Source organism: Opitutus terrae PB90-1 (assembly GCF_000019965.1).
Classification (GTDB): Bacteria; Verrucomicrobiota; Verrucomicrobiia; order Opitutales; family Opitutaceae; genus Opitutus; species Opitutus terrae.
The window spans coordinates 761,026-781,021 of the sequence record NC_010571.1; the positions used below are offsets into that span (position 1 = coordinate 761,026).

17 protein-coding genes are annotated in these 19,996 nt (G+C 65.0%); 7 read left to right on the top strand and 10 right to left on the bottom strand.

Features of this window, described 5'->3' with window-relative positions; all coding sequences use genetic code 11:
- Window positions 1-118 precede the first annotated feature (118 nt).
- The 3 genes from OTER_RS03130 (at window position 119) to OTER_RS23580 (ending at window position 3,092) form a co-directional block, all read left to right on the top strand.
- The gene (locus tag OTER_RS03130; protein WP_012373450.1) at window positions 119-1,465 is read left to right on the top strand and encodes an aspartate aminotransferase family protein; all 1,347 of its coding nucleotides are present in this window, start codon (window positions 119-121) and stop codon (window positions 1,463-1,465) included.
- 114 nt (window positions 1,466-1,579) lie between these two features.
- The gene (locus OTER_RS03135) at window positions 1,580-2,161 is read left to right on the top strand and encodes a PH domain-containing protein (RefSeq protein ID WP_012373451.1); all 582 of its coding nucleotides are present in this window, start codon (window positions 1,580-1,582) and stop codon (window positions 2,159-2,161) included.
- Window positions 2,154-3,092, top strand: a complete 939-nt coding sequence (locus OTER_RS23580; protein ID WP_012373452.1) for a PH domain-containing protein — start codon at window positions 2,154-2,156, stop codon at window positions 3,090-3,092. Before OTER_RS03135 ends, OTER_RS23580 begins: the two co-directional genes overlap by 8 nt.
- Before the next feature lie 107 nt (window positions 3,093-3,199).
- Here the strand turns inward: OTER_RS23580 and OTER_RS24900 are convergent, their stop codons facing one another.
- The 4 genes from OTER_RS24900 to OTER_RS23585 form a co-directional block, all read right to left on the bottom strand.
- Window positions 3,200-3,364 carry a DUF1328 domain-containing protein gene (locus OTER_RS24900; RefSeq protein ID WP_012373453.1) on the bottom strand — a complete coding sequence of 55 codons (165 nt, stop codon included), beginning with the start codon at window positions 3,362-3,364 and terminating at the stop codon, window positions 3,200-3,202.
- An 85-nt stretch (window positions 3,365-3,449) separates the two neighbouring features.
- Window positions 3,450-3,938 carry a Dps family protein gene (locus tag OTER_RS03150; RefSeq protein WP_012373454.1) on the bottom strand — a complete coding sequence of 163 codons (489 nt, stop codon included), beginning with the start codon at window positions 3,936-3,938 and terminating at the stop codon, window positions 3,450-3,452.
- Between the two features lie 163 nt (window positions 3,939-4,101).
- A complete protein-coding gene (locus OTER_RS03155) occupies window positions 4,102-5,253 on the bottom strand; it encodes a pyridoxal phosphate-dependent aminotransferase (protein WP_044891527.1) in 1,152 nt (383 codons plus the stop codon).
- Between the two features lie 59 nt (window positions 5,254-5,312).
- Window positions 5,313-6,221: a Cell division protein CpoB gene (locus tag OTER_RS23585; RefSeq protein WP_012373456.1), complete on the bottom strand. Its 909-nt coding sequence runs from the start codon at window positions 6,219-6,221 to the stop codon at window positions 5,313-5,315.
- 77 nt (window positions 6,222-6,298) lie between these two features.
- Between OTER_RS23585 and OTER_RS03165 the strand changes: the two genes are divergently transcribed.
- From OTER_RS03165 to OTER_RS03175, 3 genes are all read left to right on the top strand, one after another.
- Window positions 6,299-7,285: a KpsF/GutQ family sugar-phosphate isomerase gene (locus OTER_RS03165; RefSeq protein ID WP_012373457.1), complete on the top strand. Its 987-nt coding sequence runs from the start codon at window positions 6,299-6,301 to the stop codon at window positions 7,283-7,285.
- The gene (locus OTER_RS03170) at window positions 7,282-8,532 is read left to right on the top strand and encodes a Gfo/Idh/MocA family protein (protein ID WP_044891528.1); all 1,251 of its coding nucleotides are present in this window, start codon (window positions 7,282-7,284) and stop codon (window positions 8,530-8,532) included. The genes OTER_RS03165 and OTER_RS03170 overlap by 4 nt, the downstream gene beginning before the upstream one ends.
- A 131-nt stretch (window positions 8,533-8,663) precedes the next feature.
- Window positions 8,664-10,307 carry a fumarate hydratase gene (locus OTER_RS03175; protein ID WP_012373459.1) on the top strand — a complete coding sequence of 548 codons (1,644 nt, stop codon included), beginning with the start codon at window positions 8,664-8,666 and terminating at the stop codon, window positions 10,305-10,307.
- A 144-nt stretch (window positions 10,308-10,451) separates the two neighbouring features.
- Here OTER_RS03175 and OTER_RS03180 read toward each other — a convergent pair whose 3' ends face one another.
- The 5 genes from OTER_RS03180 to OTER_RS03200 form a co-directional block, all read right to left on the bottom strand.
- On the bottom strand, window positions 10,452-10,871 hold the full coding sequence (locus tag OTER_RS03180) for a secondary thiamine-phosphate synthase enzyme YjbQ (RefSeq protein ID WP_012373460.1): 420 nt from the start codon (window positions 10,869-10,871) through the stop codon (window positions 10,452-10,454).
- Window positions 10,872-11,009: 138 nt separating this feature from the next.
- Window positions 11,010-12,419, bottom strand: a complete 1,410-nt coding sequence (locus tag OTER_RS03185; RefSeq protein WP_012373461.1) for a class II fumarate hydratase — start codon at window positions 12,417-12,419, stop codon at window positions 11,010-11,012.
- An 85-nt stretch (window positions 12,420-12,504) separates the two neighbouring features.
- Window positions 12,505-13,317 carry a hypothetical protein gene (locus OTER_RS03190; protein WP_012373462.1) on the bottom strand — a complete coding sequence of 271 codons (813 nt, stop codon included), beginning with the start codon at window positions 13,315-13,317 and terminating at the stop codon, window positions 12,505-12,507.
- Window positions 13,314-13,949, bottom strand: coding sequence for a sigma-70 family RNA polymerase sigma factor (locus OTER_RS03195; protein WP_012373463.1), 636 nt, complete (start codon window positions 13,947-13,949; stop codon window positions 13,314-13,316). Before OTER_RS03195 ends, OTER_RS03190 begins: the two co-directional genes overlap by 4 nt.
- Before the next feature lie 119 nt (window positions 13,950-14,068).
- On the bottom strand, window positions 14,069-15,094 hold the full coding sequence (locus OTER_RS03200; protein ID WP_012373464.1) for a polyprenyl synthetase family protein: 1,026 nt from the start codon (window positions 15,092-15,094) through the stop codon (window positions 14,069-14,071).
- Window positions 15,095-15,441: 347 nt separating this feature from the next.
- Between OTER_RS03200 and OTER_RS03205 the strand changes: the two genes are divergently transcribed.
- Window positions 15,442-16,053, top strand: a complete 612-nt coding sequence (locus OTER_RS03205; RefSeq protein WP_012373465.1) for a CPBP family intramembrane glutamic endopeptidase — start codon at window positions 15,442-15,444, stop codon at window positions 16,051-16,053.
- A 79-nt stretch (window positions 16,054-16,132) separates the two neighbouring features.
- Here OTER_RS03205 and OTER_RS03210 read toward each other — a convergent pair whose 3' ends face one another.
- On the bottom strand, window positions 16,133-19,990 hold the full coding sequence (locus tag OTER_RS03210; RefSeq protein ID WP_012373466.1) for an Ig-like domain-containing protein: 3,858 nt from the start codon (window positions 19,988-19,990) through the stop codon (window positions 16,133-16,135).
- Between the last annotated feature and the right edge of the window lie 6 nt (window positions 19,991-19,996).

Consider the following 19,996-nt stretch of genomic DNA (forward strand, 5'->3'; position numbering starts at 1 on the left):
GGTCGGCCAGCGAGAGGCGCGCCCGCAGACCTACCGGGATTCGGTGGCGGAACGCGGCGCCCTCCGGTGTCGTTTTTCCGCCGTGCGCGCCGACGGAAATCGTGGTTGAAGCTTCGGTGTGAAATCGATTCCGCTCCCGCCCACCACGCTGGCGCCCCAGCCCTACACCGGCCCTTCGGCGGCCGAGGTGCTCGCGCTGCGCCAGCGCTACCTCAACCCGGGGCTGTTCCTCTACTACAAACGCCCGCTCATGCTGGTCGAGGGGAAGATGCAGTATGTGTGGGACGAGACGGGGCGGCGCTATCTCGACGGCATCGGCGGCATCCTCACGGTGAGCGTCGGGCATTGCCATCCGCACGTGGTTGCCGCCGCCAATCGACAGAACGAAACGATCCAGCACACCACGACGATCTACCTGCAGCCCGCCGTGGCCCACTACGCCGAGAAGCTCGCCTCCAAGCTCCCCGGCGACCTGAAGGTCTGCTATTTCGTCAACTCCGGCTCGGAGGCCAACGACCTCGCCCTGCTGATGGCGCGCGCCTACACCGGCGCCTACGACGTCATTGCCCTGCGCAACGCCTATCACGGTGGCAACGCCTCGGGCATGTCCATGACGGCGCAGAGCACCTGGAAATTCAACGTGCCGCATTCATTCGGCGTGCACCACGCCGTCGCGCCCTACCCTTATCGCGGCGTGTACGGTTACGATGACGCTGATGCCGGGCGCAAATATGCCGAGGATGTCAAATCGCTCATCGACCACGCCACGCCCGGACGGGTCGCGGGCTTCATCGCCGAGTCGATCATGGGCGTGGGCGGGTTTGTGGTTTTCCCCCACGGCTACCTTCATCACGCCTACGAGCACGTGCGAGCTGCCGGTGGCGTCTGCATTGCGGACGAGGTCCAGACCGGCTTTGGCCGGACGGGCACGCACTACTGGGGCTTCGAATCGCAGGGGGTGATTCCGGACATCGTCACCATGGCGAAGGGCATCGGCAACGGCGCGCCGCTGGCGGCAGTCGTGACGACGCCGAAGATCGCCGCGGTGCTGACGCAGAAGGTTCATTTCAACACCTTCGGCGGCAATCCCGTGGTCTCCGTGATCGGCCAGGCCGTGCTCGAGGTGATCGATCGTGAAAACCTGCAGGCCAACTGCCTCACGCTCGGACGGCACCTGCTCGAAGGATTGGAAAAGCTGAAGGCGCGGCATGCCATCATCGGCGACGTACGCGGCCAGGGCCTGATGCTCGGCATCGAATTTGTGAAGGACCGCGTGACGAAGGAGCCTGGTCGCGAACTGTGCGCGCAGGTGGTGGAGAACGCGCGCGAGCTCGGGCTGCTGCTCGGCAAGGGCGGGCTGTGGAGTCAGACCATCCGGATCGCTCCGCCGATGTGCCTGACCCGCGCCGATGCCGATTTCATCCTGGCCGTCCTCGACGAGGCGATCGGCGCTGCGGGGAAATAGCGCGGGCGCGCGAAGCGCCAGCCCGCGCTCCCGCCCTGTGCGACGCGGTGCTTCAAGCGTCCACAGGGCGATCCGCTCTTGCGGCGGCGCGTGGTTTTCGGTTGTGTTTCTCCCGTGCACCCCGCGTCCGACGCTGCCGCGATTCTTTCGATCGAGCGGCCCCACCCGTCGCTGCTCACTTACTACCTGCTCGCGGCTGCGGTGATTCCGCCGCTGTTTCCGATCGTCGCCCTGCCGCTTTATTTCCGATACCACACGATGCGCTACCGGTTCACCGAGGAGGGCATCTCGATGAGGTGGGGCATCCTGTTTCGCCGCGAGGTCATCATCCACTACGCGCGGATTCAGGACATCCACCTGCGCTCGAACCTGGTTGAACGCTGGCTCGGCTTGGCGCGCGTCCTCGTGCAGACCGCCAGCGGCAACGCCGCCGCCGAGATGACCTTGGAAGGATTGCGGGAGTTCGAAGCTGTCCGTGATTTTCTCTATTCGCGGATGCGGGGCGTGAAGGAACACGCGCTCCCCAGCCACGGGCCGAGCGCGGCGGCCGCAACGGGAACCGCGATTCCGGCCGGAACGGAACCGGCGCTCGCCGCCACGCTGCGCGAAATCGCCGCCGAACTTCGCGCGATGCGCACGGCGCTGGCGGCGCGCGAGACGCGCGAGGCCCCGTCCGACGGCCATCACCATGCTTGAACTCCTGCGCGCCCGGTTGCTGTCGCTGCTGCGCGTGCCGCCCGAGCCGGCGGCGCCGTGGGGCGCCCCCGGCTCCATTCGTGTCTTTCGAGCCGCGCGCAACTTCTACCGGTTGCGGCTATTTCGTTGGATCGTCGGGCAGGCCGCGACCGCGACCGGCATCGTTTTTTCGCTTTGGTTCCTGTCCGATCTGAAGGCAGGGGTGGATTACTACAAAAACGAAGCTCCCCCTCCGGCGGTGCAGCCCGCGGCGCCAGGTGCCGCGAGCCCGGCAACGTCGCAGGTCATCACGCCGCGCCCCACCCCTCGCCGGCCGCAACTCAGCCCGAGCGGACTGCCGCGCGAGCTTGACCAGCAGGCGCGACAACTCGCCCGCCACACGCCGCGGTGGCTGTTCCCCGCGATCGGGCTGTTCGAGTTTGGCAGCGTGCTGCTCTATCTCGCGCAGCTGCCCATCACCTACGGGGTCCTGCGGCTCGATTTCGAACAGCGCTGGTATATCGTCACCGACCGCAGCCTGCGCATCCGCTCGGGGCTGATGTCCGTGCAGGAAAGCACGATGAGCTTCGCCAACGTGCAGCAGGTGACGCTGACGCAGGGTCCGCTGCAACGGCTGCTCGGAATTGCCGACGTGCGCGTGCGTTCAGCGGGCGGCGGCAGCGGCGACGCGCATGAAAAAGGGCAGGATGATTCGATGCACGTCGGCGTCTTTCATGGCGTGGACAACGCGCTCGCAATCCGCGACCTGATCCTTGAACGGCTGCGATCGTTCCGCGCCGCGGGGCTGGGCGACCCGGACGATCGTCGTGAGGTCACGTCGCCGGTCGTTTCCGTTCCTCCCCCGGCCGCATCGTCCAGTGAAGAGGTGCTGGCCGCCGCGGCGCTGCTCCTCGCCGAAGCGCGCGCGCTCCGCCAGACCTGCGAACGCTAGGGCAGGCTCAAGCTGCAGCCGGGCTCGTTGAGCCCGGCCCGGGTCGACGACCTCCGACTACAGCCCGGCAAATGTCCTGGCTGGTGTAGCCGGTGGCGCGGTTCGACTCACAAGTTTCTCCGGCCGCCGCGGAGCAGCGACACGAGGAACAGAACGAGGAACAGGACGAAGCAGATCTTCGCGATCGTCGCGGCCGTGCCGGCGACGACGCCAAAACCTAGCACGCCGGCAACCAGCGCGATGATGAGGAATACGATGGCGTAGCTGAGCATGGGGTGGTGGGGGCTTGTGCATCCCGCGGCGAAAAAGCTCGCGCGGGTGCGGACTTGGTGGACGAAGCGAGAGGCGAAAAAGTGGTCAGGCTTGGGCGAGCTCGTGGTTCTCGATCAGTTCACCGAGCATCCAAGCGGCGGTTTCGTGGTATTCGACCAGTTCATGCAAAAGTTCGGCCGTCGCCGCATCCGTGTCGGACGCGAGCTTGGATCGCAGCCAGTCGGCCACGTGGTCGTGCATTCCGATCATTTCCGCGAGCATGCAGGACGCGTTGAGGTCGGCGCCGCGCGCGGGCCGCAATTGCGTCGCGGCGAGCAGCTCGTTCCAACTGGCCCGGGGCGCCACGCCGAGGCCGCGCGCCCGCTCGCCCAGCCGCTCGACCCACCCGTCCAGCTCGCGATGCTGCTGATCAAACACCTCATGCAGGCTCCGGAACTGCGGACCGCTCACGTGCCAGTGATAGTCGCGCGCCGCGACGGAGAGGGCGGATTCCTCCGCGAGCGCATGGTTGAGCAGCTCGCCCACTCGGGTGCGGGCCTCGTCGGTCAATACGGTGTGGTCAGGAAAGGACATGGCAGCGAGTTTGGACGCACCGCTAGACCGACAAAGCCGTGGCGGGTTCGTCCGCGGGACACCCCGCGTCAGCTATCAGGCTTAACCCGGTGCCCGCCGCCGACTGACCAGAAGAATGTCACCCTAAAGTGACGTTCCGACCGCGCGGTTCCGGGCGGAGCCGTCAGCGCCCAAGCTTGAGCAGCCGCTCGCCGGCGGCGTGCAGGGTCTCGGGCTTCTTCGCGAAATTCAGCCGGATGTAACGGTTCTCGCCATGGGCGAAGAACGTCGATCCGGGCACCGGCGCCACACCAATCTCCCGCGCCATCCATTGGGCAAACTCCACGTCGTTCACGAATCCGAAGCGCGCGATGTCGACCATCACGAAATACGCACCCTCCGGCTTGGAGTAGCTCAAACCCGCGCGGTCGAGGTAGCCCAGCAGCACGTCGCGGGATCGGCTGTAGCCAGCCGCCAGCTCCTCGTAGTAACTCGCGGGAAACTGCAGCGCCGTCACCACCGCATGCTGCAGCGGCGCCGCCGCGCCCACGGTGAGGAAGTCATGCACTTTCCGCGCCTGCGCGATCACCTCGGGCGCCGCGTGCACATAGCCGAGCCGCCAGCCGGTGATCGAGAAGGTCTTCGAAAGCGAAGAGCACATCAGCGTTCGCCGCGCCATGCCGGGCAGCGTGGTGAAATAGGTGTGCCGGTGCGGCGGGAAGACGATGTGTTCGTACACCTCGTCGGTGATGACGAACACGTCGAACTCGTCCGCCAGGGTTGCGATCGACTGCAACTCGTCGCGCGTGAACACGCGGCCGCAAGGATTCGATGGGTTGCACAGCACGAACGCCTTCAGCCCGCCCGCAAACGCCCGCCGCAGCTCCGCGGGGTCGAAGCGATACTCCGGCGGATGCAGCGGCACGTGCACCGGCGTCGCGCCGGCGAGAATCGCGTCCGCCGCGTAGTTCTCATAAAACGGCGAGAACAACCCAACTTTGTCGCCGGGATCGCAGACGGTCATCATCGCGACCATCATCGCCTCCGTGGCGCCACAGGTGACCACGAGCTCGCGTTCCGCATCGACGGGAATGCCCATGAACCGGGTCAGCTTGGCCGCGAGCGCCGTGCGCAATTCCGGTGCGCCCCAGGTGACCGCATACTGATGCCGGCCGGCGTCCATCTCGGCCTTCGCGGCCGCAAGCAACTCTGCGGGCGGATCCCAATCGGGGAAGCCCTGCGCGAGATTGATCGCGCCATGCTGCTGCGCCACGCGCGACATCTCGCGAATCATCGATTCGGTAAATACGGCGGTTCGTCGGGAGGTCTTCGGCATCGTTGTGAGGCGGCATCTCCTGATGTCGCTTAGGCGGAGTCGGCAGACCCCGGCTACGCTCACGGGATTTTCAGTTCCATCCCAAGCCGCAGCGAGTTTTCGCTCGGCAATACGTCCCGGTTGGCCGCGTAGATGTCCCGCCAACGCGAGCGGTTGCCATAATATTTTTGGGCCAGACTGAACAGCGTGTCGCCTTTCACGACCACGTGTCGCCGGCCACCTTCGGTCGCGGGCGGCGTAGGCCGCGAGGGTGGCGGACGGGTGGCGGGCACGGGCGCCGCCTGGATGAGCGGCTCGCGGACGTCAGCCTCGGCCGGCTGCTCGGGCGCAAGCGAGACCGGCGAATCCGCCCCCGCTGCCGGCGATTCGATCGTGGGCGTGAAAAACGGTCGGGGCCGCTCGGGTTCTTCGCTCGCGCTGACGCCGGCGGCGGCGCCCGCTTGGTTGAGCATCGCCCGCGAACGGTTGACCGGCCCGGGCACGTTCTCATGCAGCATGGCGATCTCCGCCCGCAACTGCTCGTTCTCCCGCTGCAGCTTTTCAATTCTGTCGAGCAACTCGAGCCCGCTCTGGCTCTCGAGCGGCTGGGCGGGCAGCGTGCGCGCAAACTCGCGTTTGGCCACCTCGATGCGGCCCTTGACGAACACCGCCTGGCGCGAGTTCGGCATCAGCTCGAGGTATTTGCGAAAATGGTAGATCGCCGCGAGCGGATCCTTGACCTGGTCGAGATAGAGCAGCCCCGCTTCGAGGTGCGACTCGGGCGCCGATTCGCCGCGACGGGCGATGACCTTGAGAAACGCCGCGAGCGCCTCCTGGCTGCGCCCCTGTTTCACCAACTGCTGGCCGTGGCGAAAATTCGGTTCGTCGGCTTCCGACGAGATGGCCTGCGGGTCGCCGCGTTCGCAGCCGGCGGTCAGGGCGAGTGCGAGCAACGCCAGCCACACCATGACTCTCGGGCAGTTTCTCATCGAACGCGGGAAAAGGGATTGAACGAGCTGTTGTTGGCCGTAAATTCCGCACTCTCGCTCCGCGACTCAAACTCTAAATGGCGCTCTCACCTAAATCGATCCTCCGCCGCGCCCGCACGTGCATCAGGCTCGAAGGCGACGCGCTGGCGAAAACGGCAGACGGCCTGGGTTCGGAGTTCGTGGATACCGTGGCAGCGGTGCGCGCTACGATCGCCGCCGGCCGGAAGCTGATTTTCACCGGTGTGGGCAAGAACGCGCACGTGGCCCAAAAGCTCACCGGCACCTTCAATAGCACGGGCGTCACGGCCACCTTTCTGGATGCCACGCAGGCGTTGCACGGCGATCTTGGGCTCTGCGCCGAGGGCGATCTCGCGCTGCTGCTGAGCAACAGCGGTCAGACCGAGGAGATCCTGCGACTGCTCCCGGTGCTGAAACGGCAGGGCGTGACACTGGTCGCGTTCACCCAGCACGCGGATTCGGACCTGGCGAAGAACTGCGACCACCGGCTCCTCTACCGCGTGCCGCGCGAAGCCTGCCCGCTCTCGCTCGCCCCGACCGCGAGCACCACCGCGGCGCTCGCGCTGGGCGACGCACTCGCGATGGTGTTGCTCGAGGAACGCGGGGTGACCCGCGACGATTTCGCCCGGCTGCATCCCGCGGGCAACCTGGGCGCGCTGCTGCTCAAGGCCCGCGACATCATGCGCACCGCCGACCGGCTGCCGGTCGCGCGCGAGACCGTGTCCACGCAGGACGCGATCCTCGCGATGACACGGGCACGCGCCGGGAGCATCGCTTTAGTTCACCCCAAGTCAGGCAAGTTGACCGGCATCCTCACCGACGGAGATTTCCGTCGCGCCGCCCTCACCGGCCCGGACTTCCTGCAGAAGCCCGTCGCCACCTTCATGACACGCAACCCCAAGGTGATCGCCGAGAACGCGCTCGGCGTCGATGCGTTGCGCCTCTTCGAGGCCTACAAGATCGACGACCTCATTGTCATCAACGCGCAGTACCGGCCGGTCGGGTTGATCGACGGGCAGGACCTTCCCAAGTTGAAGATCGTGTGAAGAGACCCATCCGTATCGGTTTGATCGGGATGGGCGGGTTCGCCGGTTCGCACCACGGCACGGTGGCGCAACTGGAAGAGCGTGGCGAAGCCCGGCTCATCTGCACCTGCGATCCGCGCGCGGCCGAATTCGGCCCGCAGCAGGAGCAATGGCGCTTTGCGCAACGCGGCGTGAAAGTGTTCGACGACTACCGCATCATGCTCGAGGCGTGTCACACTGAACTCGACGCGGTCGTAGTCCCGACGCCCATCCAGCTGCATGCCGAGATGCACGCCAGCGCGGCGGCCTTCGGACTACCCTGCTATCTGGAAAAACCCGCGACGCTCGACCACGCGGAGCTCGAGGGGATGATCGCGCTGGACGCGCGATTGTCCAAGGCGTCGCTCGTCGGGTTCAATTTCGTGATCGAGAAGCCGCGGCTCGCGCTCAAGGAACGGCTGCTGGCCGGCGAATTCGGTGGCATGCGGGGGGCGACGCTCACGGCGGTGTGGCCGCGACCCACGATCTATTTCCAGCGCAACGAGTGGGCCGGCCGATTGGTGGTTGGCGACCACGTCGTGATCGATTCGTGCCTGGGCAACGCCCTCGCGCATTTCGTCTACGATCTGCTCTTCTGGGCCGGGCGCAGCTCGGTGTACTCCTGCGCGCAGCTCGCCGCCGTCCGCGCCGAGCTCTACCGCGCGCATGCGATCGAGGGCGCGGACACCTTTTTCGTCGAGGCTGATACGAGCACCGGCGTCACGATGCGATTCGCGCTTTCGCATGCGTGCTCGGGCCCGAGTTCGCAGTCGGAAGAAGTCATCTGCGAACGCGCGACCGTGCGCTACGTGGTCGGTCAGCACGCTGAAGTGCGCTGGACCGACGGACGCGTGGAGCGGATCGGGCTGGAGCCCTTCGATTCGCTCGCGGAAAACCACCTCGAATATTACCGCTACCTGCGCGGCGATAGTCCGCGTCCCGCCGCGACGCTGGCCGACTCGCGGCCCTTCGTCGCGCTCAACAACCTCGCGTATGTTTCCAGCGGCGAGATCTCCGCGATTCCGCCGGAGTTGATCTCGCCCGAGCGCGACGAAAAGGAGCAGAAGGATTATCTCAACGTCCGCGGGCTGCAGGCGGCGCAAGATCAGTTTATCCTGCGCGGGACCTGGCCGAGTGTCGCGGGCTGGCGGCGCGAGCCCGGCGTGGTGGCCACGCTGAGCGACCTGCCGCGATTTCACGACGTGGTCCGCGGCATGGCGCAGCGGTAAGCCGCTTCCCGGCGCCGTCTTTGCGCTCGCGTGCCGCGGCAGGCTAATGGCCGCCGCAACGTTCCTGCTAGCGCCGCGCCGCCAGCCCGGATGCTTGAACCAACCCAGTCCGCCGCTCACGCTTTTCCCTTATGGCTACGCCTTCTTTTGTTTACCAAGACCCTCTTCCCCTCGGCACGGACGAGACCGAATACCGGCTGCTCTCGAAGGAGGGCGTGAGCACCGCGATGTTCGAAGGCAAGGAGATGCTCAAGGTCGCGCCGGAAGCACTCGCCTTTCTGGCCCAGCAGGCGTTTCACGACTGCTCGTTCATGCTTCGGCCGAAGCATCTGCAGCAAGTCGCGGCCATCCTCGACGACCCGACCGCATCGGCCAACGACCGTTATGTGGCGCTGACAATGTTGAAGAACGCCGAGATCTCAGCCGAAGGCATCCTGCCGTTTTGCCAGGACACCGGCACGGCCAACATCGTCGCCAAGAAGGGCCAGCAAGTCTGGACCGGAGCCAACGACGCCGAGTGGCTCAGCCGCGGCGTCTACGAGTGTTACACCAAGGAAAACCTGCGTTACTCGCAGACCGTGGCGCTCGACCTGTGGAAGGAGACCAACACGGGCACCAACCTCCCCGCCCAGATCGACATCGGCGCGACAGAGGGCGCGAAATACGAATTCCTCTTCGTGGCCAAAGGCGGCGGCTCGGCAAACAAGACCTTCCTGTTCCAGGAAACCAAGGCGCTGCTCAACCCGAAGAGTTTTGAGAAATTCGTCACCAACAAGCTCGCCTACCTCGGCACCGCCGCCTGCCCGCCGTATCACCTCGTGTTCGTGATCGGCGGCACGAGTGCCGAAGCGTGCCTGAAAACGGTGAAGCTCGCGTCGGCCAAGTATCTCGACGCGCTGCCGACGACTGGCAACGAGCACGGCCGCGCTTTCCGCGATCTCGCGATGGAGGCGAGGATTCTGGAGCTCGCACAGCAAAGCGGGATCGGCGCGCAGTTCGGTGGCAAGTATTTCGCGCTCGATGTCCGCGTCGTTCGGCTGCCGCGCCACGGCGCCAGCTGCCCGGTCGGCGTCGGCGTGTCCTGCAGCGCCGACCGCAACATCAAGGCGAAGATCACGAAGGACGGCATCTTCCTCGAGAAGATGGAAGCGAACCCCGGCCGGTTTATCCCGGCGGCGCACCGCACGCTGAAGGATGACAACGTCGTGCGCATCGATTTGCGCCAGCCGATGGAGCAGATTCGTGCCGAGCTCTCGAAGCTGCAGGTCACGACGCGCGTGCTGCTCAACGGACCGCTCGTCGTCGCCCGCGACATCGCGCACGCCAAATTGAAGGAGCGCGTCGATGCCGGCCAGGGCCTGCCGCAGTATTTTAAGGATCATCCCGTTTACTACGCCGGCCCGGCGAAGACGCCCCAAGGGTACGCGTCCGGGTCATTCGGTCCGACGACCGCGGGCCGGATGGACAGCTACGTTGATCTGTTCCAATCGCTCGGCGGTTCGATGGTGATGGTCGCAAAAGGCAACCGCAGCCCACAGGTCACCGCCGCGTGCAAGAAGCATGGCGGGTTCTACCTCGGCAGCATCGGCGGTCCGGCCGCGATCCTCGCGAAGGAAAACATCACCAAGGTCGAGACGCTCGAGTATCCCGAGCTCGGGATGGAAGCGATCTGGAAGATCGAGGTGAAGGACTTCCCCGCGTTCATCCTCGTCGATGACAAGGGGAACGACTTCTTCGTAAACGGTTGCGGCGCTTGCACGCCGGCGAAGAAATAACGTGGCCTTGTAGGGCGGGGTCGCCCGACCCCGCCGCTGCTGGCGATATCGTGGCGCGTCAGCCTGACTCCGTGTAACCCAACCGGCACGCAGAGGTCGCCCGCGCCACGAGGTCCGGCGGGGGCAGGAGGCCGCGCCCTATATTCACTCGCCGACCACGGTCACGATCAGATGTCGTGAATGCGCCGCGCGGCGGTGCTCCCATAAAAAGAGGCCCTGCCAAGTGCCGAGCAGAAGCCGGCCGTCGGCGAACGGCACCGTTTCGTTCGAGCGCGTCAGCACCATCTTGATGTGGCTGGGCATGTCATCCGGTCCCTCCAGCGTGTGCTCGAAATGCGGATCGTTTTCCGGCACGAGCCGATTGAGCCAGTCCTCGAGATCGCGCCGCGCGGACGGATCCGCATTCTCCATCAAAACGAGCGAACAGCTCGTGTGCTGACAAAACACGGTGACGACGCCGCGGGTGAGCTTGCTGCGCGCAACTTCGCGCGCAACGGCCTCCGTGACTTCGTAGGTGCCCTGCCCGTTCGTGCGGATGGACAGCGTTGCTTGGTGAATCGGCATAGTTGATCTACCGGACGGTGGCTGATCGGGAACGCAGCCTGACTGTAGGAGGGGTTTCCTGCCGCGATCAAACTTAGCCACGTCAGGCATCGCGGCGCAAAGCCGCTCCTGCAATGGCAGCAAACGCATTTCCGGAAGCTATCCGCCGCCTGCACCCGCGACTGTCGCATTCGGCTTGGTCATCGCGACCGGATCGAGCGCACGATCCAATGCGGCCGGTTCCATGAGCTTTCGCTCGAGCACGATTTCGCGCAGAGTCCGGCCAGTCTTCAGCGCCTCTTTCGCGACGGCGGCCGCTTGATCGTAGCCGATGTGCGGATTCAGCGCCGTAACGAGCATGAGCGACCGGTCGACGAGTTCGCGGCAACGCACCACGTCCGCCTCGAGTCCGTCGACGCATTTTTCGGCAAACACGCGGGTCGCGTTTGCGAGGCAATGAATCGACTCGTGCAGACAGTGAGCCATCAGCGGCAGCGTGACGTTCAGCTCGAAATGTCCATCCCGCCCGCACAGGGTCACTGTCTGCATCAACCCGTGCGTGTAGAGGCACACCTGCACGAGCATCTCGCTCATCACCGGATTCACTTTGCCCGGCATGATCGATGAACCCGGTTGCGTGGCCGGGAGGCGCAGTTCACCCAGCCCGGCGCGGGGACCGGAACCGAGCAACCGGATGTCGTTCGCGATCTTTGTCAGGCTCGCCGCGATCGTCGACAGCTGTCCGGCCACCGCCACGCAATCGTCGCGGGCACCCTGCGCCTCGAAATGGTTGGCGGCCTCGCGGAAATCGAGCCCCGTTTCCGCCGATAGGATCCGGCAGACACGGCCGGGAAATTCCGCATGACAGTTGATGCCCGTGCCGACGGCCGTGCCGCCCACTGCCAGCTCCGCGAGCATCGTGACCGCGAGTCGCGCGCGCTCCGCGGCTTTGCGCGCCTGCGCCGCGTAGCCCGAAAACTCCTGTCCGAGCGTCAGCGGCGTCGCATCCATCAGATGCGTTCGCCCAATCTTCACCACGCCCGCGAACTCCGTCGCCTTGCGCGCGAGCGCCGTGGCGAGCTGATCGAGCGCCGGCACCAGCTGGTGATGCACCGCGAGGGCCACACTCACGTGCAGCGTCGTCGGGATAATGTCGTTCGATGACTGGCCGAGGTTCACGTCATCGTTCGGGTGCAAAAGCTTCTTCGCGCCAATCGGCAATCCGGCCAACTGGCTGGCGCGGTTCGCGATCACCTCGTTCGCGTTCATGTTCGTCGACGTGGCTGAACCCGTTTGGAATACGTCGATCGGGAAATGCGCGTTGAGTTTGCCGTCCGCGATCTCGCGCGCCACCTGCTGGATCAAGGTGCTTTTCTCGCGCGGCAGCAGGCCGAGTTCCTCGTTCGCGCGCGCACACGCCAGCTTCACCACCCCCAGCCCGCGCACGAAGGCTTCCGGCAAGGGGCGGCCGCTCACCGGAAAGTTCAACACCGCTCGCTGCGTGGACGCGCCGTAGAGCGCGTCGTCCGGCACGGGCATTTCGCCCATGGAGTCTTTTTCGGTCCGCATGGCTGCACCTTACGCAGCCCGGCCGGAAAGTAAAAAGCCCCGCGGAATTCGCGGGGCGAAGCCAACCGTCAGAGTGACGCGCGAACTAGAACTTGATCGCGACGCGATCACCGCGCACGCCGATCCGGCTGATCGTGTCGTACAGCCGGTCTTCCGTCAGCCGTCGCACCACGCGATCGCTCGTGCCCACCTCGACCTCGCTGTAGCCGGCCGGCACGGGCAGGGCCGTCGCCAACAGGCGTGAGCGACGGGATTCGCCCGGCGGGCTGATCCGCGCCAGCGGATCACGCGGACGTTCCGTGGCGTCCACGTTGCTCATCACCGTGCCGAAAAGCTCATTCATGATCTGGGGATCCGCTTCCTCCGCCGCCGCCAGGTTCGCCGCGATGGCGCGGGCGGAAGGCGAAGGTTCCGCGATCATGGGACGTTCGCCCAGCAGCGCTATCGCGTGGGCCGCACGCCCGGGCGAAACCGGCGATTCCGGCAGCGTGATCTGATCCTCAGGCTCGATGCTCGCGATCTGTTCGGCAGTCGGCATCGGTGAGGCGAGCTCCGGCTCCGCCGGCGTGAGCTGGAGCGTCGTTTCAGGCAACGACTCCACCGCCACCGGCGCAGCATCGCCGACGAAGGTCGGCCGATCGGGCGCCGTCTGATACTTGCTGAGGGTGAGAAAGGAAAGGGCAAGGATCGCCGCCGCCCCGGCCGGCAGCTGGTAGTGCGACATTCTTGCGCCGACCCGGATAAAAGGCGCCCACCATGGGCGCGGCTCGATGATGGCGGCGAGCTGTTTCGCGCGCATCTCGCGGTCGAACTCCGCCCAGAATTCCGGCGGCGGGCGCTCGGCTCGTTTCACCCGCAGGAGATCTTCCAATGTCACCGTCTGCTTCTTCGATTTCATCTGCGGATATAGGACTGCAATTCTGACTGGAGCAGCTGCTTGGCGTAGTGCAGCCGGGAACGAACCGTGCCCACCGAGCAGTCCATCACTTCGGCGATCTCCTGATGGCTGAGGCCATCGATTTCGAAAAGCGTAATCACGGTTCTATGCTTGATAGACAATTTCTGCATAGCCTCGTTCAATTTTTCCTGAAGCTCGTGGGCAAACGTCTCCCGGTCGGCTCCGGTGGCGTCCGTGAGCGCCGCCACGACCTCCTTCGCCACGTCGTCCTCCTCATCGATCTTTTCGAAGCTGAAAAAGGTCCGCAGTCGCTGCTTTCGCAGGTGCGTCAGCGTGGAGTTCACGGCAATCCGGTACAGCCAGGTGAAAAACGAGGATTGGCCCTGAAAACGGTTGATCGATTGGAACGCCTTGATGAAGGCGTCCTGGGTCAGATCCGCGGCGTCCTCACGATTGGAGGTGAGGTGATAGATCACCCCGTAGAGCCGCGCGCGATATTTGGTGACGAGCTGGTCGAACTGCGCCACTTCGCCCGCTTGCACCTGGCGCACGATCGCCAAATCAGAGTCCGCCTCGTGCTGGCGGTCGGGTGACGCCACGAGCGTCTTTCCGACTGATTTGACTGCGTCCATGACGGTGGCCAACCAATCTCAACCGGTCTGACGGCGCAAATCGAAATTGCTGGGGCCGGCTTGGTTTACAGAGCAATGACGCAAAAATCCCGCCGACGCGTGAGCGCCACCACGATTTCCTAGCGCGGTTCCAAGGCCGTCACCTGCGCGCGGAGCACATCGCAAAGCGACAGCAGCAGCGGCGTCGGCGCCTCGTTGGGCCACTCCTGCACCGCTTCGGTGGCGACAGCCAGTTCTGATTGCACCGCCTCGGCCACCACCCCAAACACGCCCAACTCGTTCATCTGCTGCAAGCGGGTCGCAAGGTCAGGGGAACGCTGGCCGCGGATTTCGGCGGCGAGATCAGCCTGATCCGTAGCGGACAGCCGCTCGGAGAGGGCGATCAGCGGCAGGGTGAGTTTTCCGCTGGCGAGGTCGGTGCCGAGCGTCTTGCCGATCTTCGCCTCCTGGCCGAAGTAGTCGGCCAAGTCGTCGTAGATCTGGTAGGCGACGCCCAGATGCTCGCCGAATCGGGAGACTGCTTCCACATATCCGGGCGCCGAACCGGCGAGCCGGGCTCCGAGAAAGCATGAGACGCGGAACAGCTCAGCGGTTTTCAAATCGATGATCCGGAAATAGTCGGCCCGGCTCACGTTGGTCGTTCCCCGACGCAGCGTCTGCACGATCTCGCCCGAAACGACGCGGCGCGTCGATTCAGAGACTGCTGCACACACCTCCGTGGTGGGAAACTGTGCCGCCAAATGCAGCGCGTGCGCGAAAAGCGCGTCGCCCAGCAGCACGGCGCCCGCGGCGCCAAACTCCCGCGCGGCCGTGCGCCGGTTTCGCCGCACCTCGGCTCCGTCCATGATGTCGTCATGTACCAGCGTGGCGAGGTGCACCAACTCGACTACGGCCGCGACGCGGACGAGATCGGGAGCCACCATGCCGTTGCCGCGCCAGCCGCCGAGAAATACCAGTGCCGGCCGGATGCGCTTGCCGGAGGTATCGATGCAATAATCCGCCATGCTCCGAATCTCCGGTTCGAACGCGGAGATCTGCCCGGCCAGAAACGTATCCAATGCCGCCATGTGCGGCTTCAGCAGCGCGAACACGCTCGCGAAAGCTTGGGCTACGGAAGCCGTTTCAGCGGGGCGAATGGCAGTCATGAAGGACGGCAGGCTAGGTAATCCGCGGCATTTGGCTAATCCGAATATTCCATCACCGCTGGAAATAGGCTCATCTCAGTTTTCCGCCAACCCACGATCAAAGCGCGCGGGCCACGTAGCATGGGCAGCCTGCCCGCTGTAGCCTGCCAGGGCGAACGGAGGCCGCGTGTTGCCTAGGTCGGTAAAATGAGATGCGACCTCCAGCAAGGCTTGCACTCGCGCAAGTCGACGCACCGCCGCGCCCGCCGTTCGGTGAAATGCGGGCTTTGGTCCGGGGAGAAGGTCGTTTCGGCGTGACCAGCGGGCGGGGAACGCCGCAACCTCCTGCAGGTCAACCTTGCGCCGCCATGACCGACCACCCGCTCCTGCTTCTGCTCCTGATCGGCGCCGGCCTTTACATCGGGAAACTCTGGTTGGACGACGCTCGCGCCGCACGCGCCGGCCGGCCAAACCCGCGAGCGTTTCCCGGTGCCACGCCCACCCAGCCCGCGGCCGTGCTCATTGCCGTGGGCGGCGTACTCGTGTTGTTGGCGGTCGAGACGGTCGGCGAGCACGTCCTCGGGCTTTCCGCCGAACAGTCGCACATCACGGGATTGTTTGCGTTCTACACCCTGGTCGCCGCGGTTTTTGAAGAAATCATCTTCCGCGGTTACATCGTGGTCGAGGGGCGCGGCCCGGGGTGGCGTTGGATCGGAGTGTTGGCGGCGTCGGTGGTGTTTGCGGCGCTGCATCCGTTTTTGTGGCGGTGGAACGAGGCTGGTTTCGCGTTCACGCTTACGGGCAAGGGCGCGTTCAGCACGAGCGTGGTTTTCGCCACGTCGCTCTGGCTTTATGTCGCGCGTTTCGCCTATTGGAATCCGACGCGCTCGCTCTGGCCCTGCATCGCCGCGCACGCGGCCAAGAACGCCGGTGTGATCGCGATCAAGGCCGCCCAAGGCTTCGTCGTCGGCGCGTGGTGAAGCGCGATGAGCGCCAGCGGTTCGGTACCGCTGGCGTTGCTCACAAATCGATCTCAGGGCCGACCGGTTCTCGCGCGGACTAGTGATCCGGATTGACGACGACCTGAGCGGTCACATCGACGCCATCCTCCTCCAGCCGTGAGCGATCTCTTTGGGCCGAAAGTAGCACGCCGTGCGACGTCGTGCCGTCCACGAACTTCAGCTGGGCAATCCCGCTCACCTGAACCGGCTTGCCGTTGGCCTGCCACAAGTCACCACCCGTGATTCGCACGTCGTCGCCCGCGCCAAGCACCAGCATCGGCGAAGCCGATCCGGAAGCTGTGAGGTCGCCGACAAAAACCGGCCCTTCAAACTGCACGCCCGGAGCGCAGATGCCGGCGAAACCGGAAGACGCCACATAGTTGGCGTTCGCGGTCCGGACGCCTCCAAACCGGCCACTTGTGCTCACGATCGCGAGGTAGGCGAGGTCGGCCGTTCCGTCATACGCAACCCCGCTCTTGAACAGCGACTGGTTGGCTGCCGTGATCGTGCCGACCGTGAAGACGCTGACGTTCGTCGTTTCGTCAGCTCCCGTGATCACGATGCCGGCATGGCCTTTCATGTAGCGCACGTCGGCTTGATTGTAGGAGGTGTTCGTCGTCGGACCCGTGGCGTTCTCCAACGAGATTGACAGCCGACCCGCACCGGAAAACTCCACCTGCACGATGTCCTGGCTGAGATCCGCGTAGGAAATCCGCGTGATCTGTCCGGGATCGGCCGCGATGCTGGCGCTCGCCCCTTCCAGCAGAACTTGGTCGTAGACGCGACCTCCATAGGAAATGTCGGACTTAACTTCGCGCGCCATGCCCTGAATCTTCGTGGTGCTCGCCGGCTGCAGCGAGGAGGAAGAGGCGGTGAAAGTGCCCCCGCTCGAGCCCGTCAACGTGCCGGTGAACACACCCGTGGCGGGATCGATCCGGCCGGAAACACGATTCCCACTCATGGTGGAGAAGCTGAACGCTCCCGTGCTGTCGATCATTCCCGGCGTGCCGCCACCCGCATCCTGGAACGCGCCATCCGCAAACCGGATCGTGATGGATCCATCCTCGCCCACGATCGCGGCGACCGCGCTCGCATCCCGGCCGGTAAACCGTCCCGCGTAATAGCCGGCTGCTACCGGGTGTCCGCTCGGGAAGAAGCTGGTATCCGTCCCAATGAACATTACGCGACCGTTGTCCAACGTGCCGCTCACGCCGGTATCATTCAACCGGCCGGAGAGCACGGGCTGCCCGGCGTTGTCCAGCTGGAAGCCGCCGGCAATGTCCATCGGCACACTGGTGTAGAAATACGTCTTCGGCTGCGACGCCAGCGTCGAGTAGCCGATGAAGTTGGCCTCCGCCCCGGTTGCCGCCACGAACGCAAACTTCCCCGCCTCCCCGCCACCTTGATACGTGCCGACCGCCACGGTGTCGGCAGCGGTGAGCGAAGCGGTGATCAGCAGCGGAGCCGAGGTAGCAACCGCGCCTGCATTGTCACTCGCGGTCGCCGCAATCCGATAAACGCCTTCCGCAGTCGGCGTCCACTGCACCTTGTAAGGCGGCTGGGTCGCCGATCCGACGGAAACGCCGTTCACGAAGAACTCCACTCCGGCCACGATGCCATCCGCATCCGTCGCCGCGGCGACGAGCGTCGTCGCAACGCCCAGGCGCACGGTCGCGCCGTTCGCGGGCGCGGTGACGGTAGGCACCGGCGCTTGGTTGGCCAGCACGGATAGCGCCACCGCACTCGAGATGGTCGTGTTGCCGGCGTTGTCGACGGCTTCGGCCTGCAACGAGTAATAGCCGGCGACTGTCGGCCGGAAGCTTCCGATGTAAGGTGGCGCCGTCACCGTGCCGACCGAGATCCCGTTGGCGAGGAATCGCACCGTCGTGACGGTGCCGTCCAGATCTCCCGCGGTCGCCGCCAGGCTGACTGCCACACCGGCCGAAACGACTGTCGGACCGCGAGGCGAATCGAGGGTCACGATCGGCGCGGCGCCGTTCGTCACGGACACCGTCACGGGCGACGAGGCGGTTTGATTGCCCACTTCATCGATGGCGCGAGCCACGACCGTGTAGGTGCCGGGCGAAGCCGGCAGCCAATCCGCACTATAGGGATAGGTCGTATCCGCCGGCCCCAACGGCTTTCCGTTGATATAAAACTGCACGCTCGCGATCGCCGTGTCGTCGGTCGCGTTCGCTTGGATCGTCGTGGGATTGTTCGCCGTCAACGGCGTCCCGGCCAGGGGCCGGGCGATGCTCACGGTCGGACCGCTCACGCTGGGATCCACGACGGTCACGATCACCGGTGTGGTAGTGACGCTGTTGGCTTTGCTGTCAGCGGCCACGGCCGTGATCGAGTAGTTGCCCAAAGCGGTTGGCGTCCACGTAGCGCTGTAAGGATAGACTTGATCGGTGGAAAGCACGGTGTCGTTCACCACGAACTGCACCGAGGTGATGGTGCCGTCCGCGTCGGAGGCCGTCGCGGTGAAGGTCACCGGAGTGTTCACCGTGATGGTCTGACCGGAATACGGTTGCGTCAGCGTGATCACCGGCGGGATGCCGTCGGGCGGCGGCGGCGGCGGGCTGCCACCCTGCATCACCGTGACGCTGACCGGCTTTGAACTCTGGCTGAGTCCAGCGCTGTTCGTCGCGACTGCGGTGAAACTCGACGGGATCGGCACTCCGTCTTCGTCCATCCGGCGCGTGGGTTTGAACGAGACGGTATAGGTCGAGCCGTCGGCGGAGGTCGTGGCGCTGCCGACGAACGTGCCGGAATCGAAAAATTGGACGGACGTGATGGTGACGGGGATCCCGCCTTCCACCGAGTTGCTGTCGGATGCGGCGGCTTTGAGCTGCGTGGTGATGCCCTCAAAGATCGTCCCGCCGTTACTGGGATAGATGATTGTGACCGTCGGCGGCGCCGCGACCCGGACCCGCGTGGGGGGTGGAGTCGTCGATCCACTGTCATCCGCACGCGAGGCGATGACGTTGTTTTTGTCGTCGTAGGTTAGCGCCACGAGGCCGTAGGCGCCGACCACCGTCGGCTTCCAGTCGAAGGTGTAAGGATAGGTGTTGTCGGTTCCGAACAGCTCGCCGTCGATGTAGAGCTCAACTTTCGAAATTCGGCCGGTCGTGCTGGCCGCATCGATAGTCACCGTGACCACATCCTCGTTGTCGATCGTGACGGGCACAGCGCTGCCGTTCAGCGGTGAACTGATCGCGGAGGTAGGCCGAGGCGTGATCGCCTCAACAATCTTAAGCAAGATCGGCGTGCTTGCCGCTTGTTCCGTTCCCGTATTGTCGATCGCCCGAGCCGTAATGCTGCGGGAGCTGCCGGCCACGCCGGGCGGCGTGTAGATCAGCGAATAGGGCAGCGTCGCGTCAGCTTCACCGATCTTCTCGCCGTTGTCGTAAAATTGGATCTGCTTGATGAACCCGCCTGTCACAGTCGCATCGGCCTTCAACACCACAGAAGAACCTTGTGGCACCAGCGTGCCGTTCACCGGGCTGTTGATCACCGACCCCGTGGCAAAATAGCGGACCGGCAGCGATGTCGCGGTGTTGTTACCGTCCGCAATGGTGACGGTCAGAAAATACGAGCCTGGCTGCGGCGGGGTCCACGTGATCACCGGCCGCTGTGGCGGTGGAACGGGAGCCGTGGTCGTGCCGATGTGCGTTCCGTTCACATAGAAGGAATAGGTGAAGCTGCTCGCCATCGAGGTGCCGACGCCGGCCGCCTCGATCTGCAACGGCGTGCCGAACGGTCCGGATTTCTCATTCGGATCGGTGATCCACGGGCCCGCGCCCACTTGGATCGCAGTGATGCTGACCGACACGATCGGTTGCTGGGCGACCGCGCGATGCAGAGCCAGCAGGCTCAGCGCAGCTCCGAGAAAGTATACGAGCCGAAGTTTCATGGTCTC

Bases quoted from the DNA above. Each gene is read 5' to 3' on its own strand.
- OTER_RS23580 (WP_012373452.1), top strand. From the start codon at position 2,154: ATGCTTGAACTCCTGCGCGCCCGGTTGCTGTCGCTGCTGCGCGTGCCG.
- OTER_RS24900 (WP_012373453.1), bottom strand. From the start codon at position 3,364: ATGCTCAGCTACGCCATCGTATTCCTCATCATCGCGCTGGTTGCCGGC.
- OTER_RS03150 (WP_012373454.1), bottom strand. From the start codon at position 3,938: ATGTCCTTTCCTGACCACACCGTATTGACCGACGAGGCCCGCACCCGA.
- OTER_RS03155 (WP_044891527.1), bottom strand. From the start codon at position 5,253: ATGCCGAAGACCTCCCGACGAACCGCCGTATTTACCGAATCGATGATT.
- OTER_RS23585 (WP_012373456.1), bottom strand. From the start codon at position 6,221: ATGAGAAACTGCCCGAGAGTCATGGTGTGGCTGGCGTTGCTCGCACTC.
- OTER_RS03165 (WP_012373457.1), top strand. From the start codon at position 6,299: ATGGCGCTCTCACCTAAATCGATCCTCCGCCGCGCCCGCACGTGCATC.
- OTER_RS03175 (WP_012373459.1), top strand. From the start codon at position 8,664: ATGGCTACGCCTTCTTTTGTTTACCAAGACCCTCTTCCCCTCGGCACG.
- OTER_RS03180 (WP_012373460.1), bottom strand. From the start codon at position 10,871: ATGCCGATTCACCAAGCAACGCTGTCCATCCGCACGAACGGGCAGGGC.
- OTER_RS03185 (WP_012373461.1), bottom strand. From the start codon at position 12,419: ATGCGGACCGAAAAAGACTCCATGGGCGAAATGCCCGTGCCGGACGAC.
- OTER_RS03190 (WP_012373462.1), bottom strand. From the start codon at position 13,317: ATGAAATCGAAGAAGCAGACGGTGACATTGGAAGATCTCCTGCGGGTG.
- OTER_RS03195 (WP_012373463.1), bottom strand. From the start codon at position 13,949: ATGGACGCAGTCAAATCAGTCGGAAAGACGCTCGTGGCGTCACCCGAC.
- OTER_RS03200 (WP_012373464.1), bottom strand. From the start codon at position 15,094: ATGACTGCCATTCGCCCCGCTGAAACGGCTTCCGTAGCCCAAGCTTTC.
- OTER_RS03205 (WP_012373465.1), top strand. From the start codon at position 15,442: ATGACCGACCACCCGCTCCTGCTTCTGCTCCTGATCGGCGCCGGCCTT.
- OTER_RS03210 (WP_012373466.1), bottom strand. From the start codon at position 19,990: ATGAAACTTCGGCTCGTATACTTTCTCGGAGCTGCGCTGAGCCTGCTG.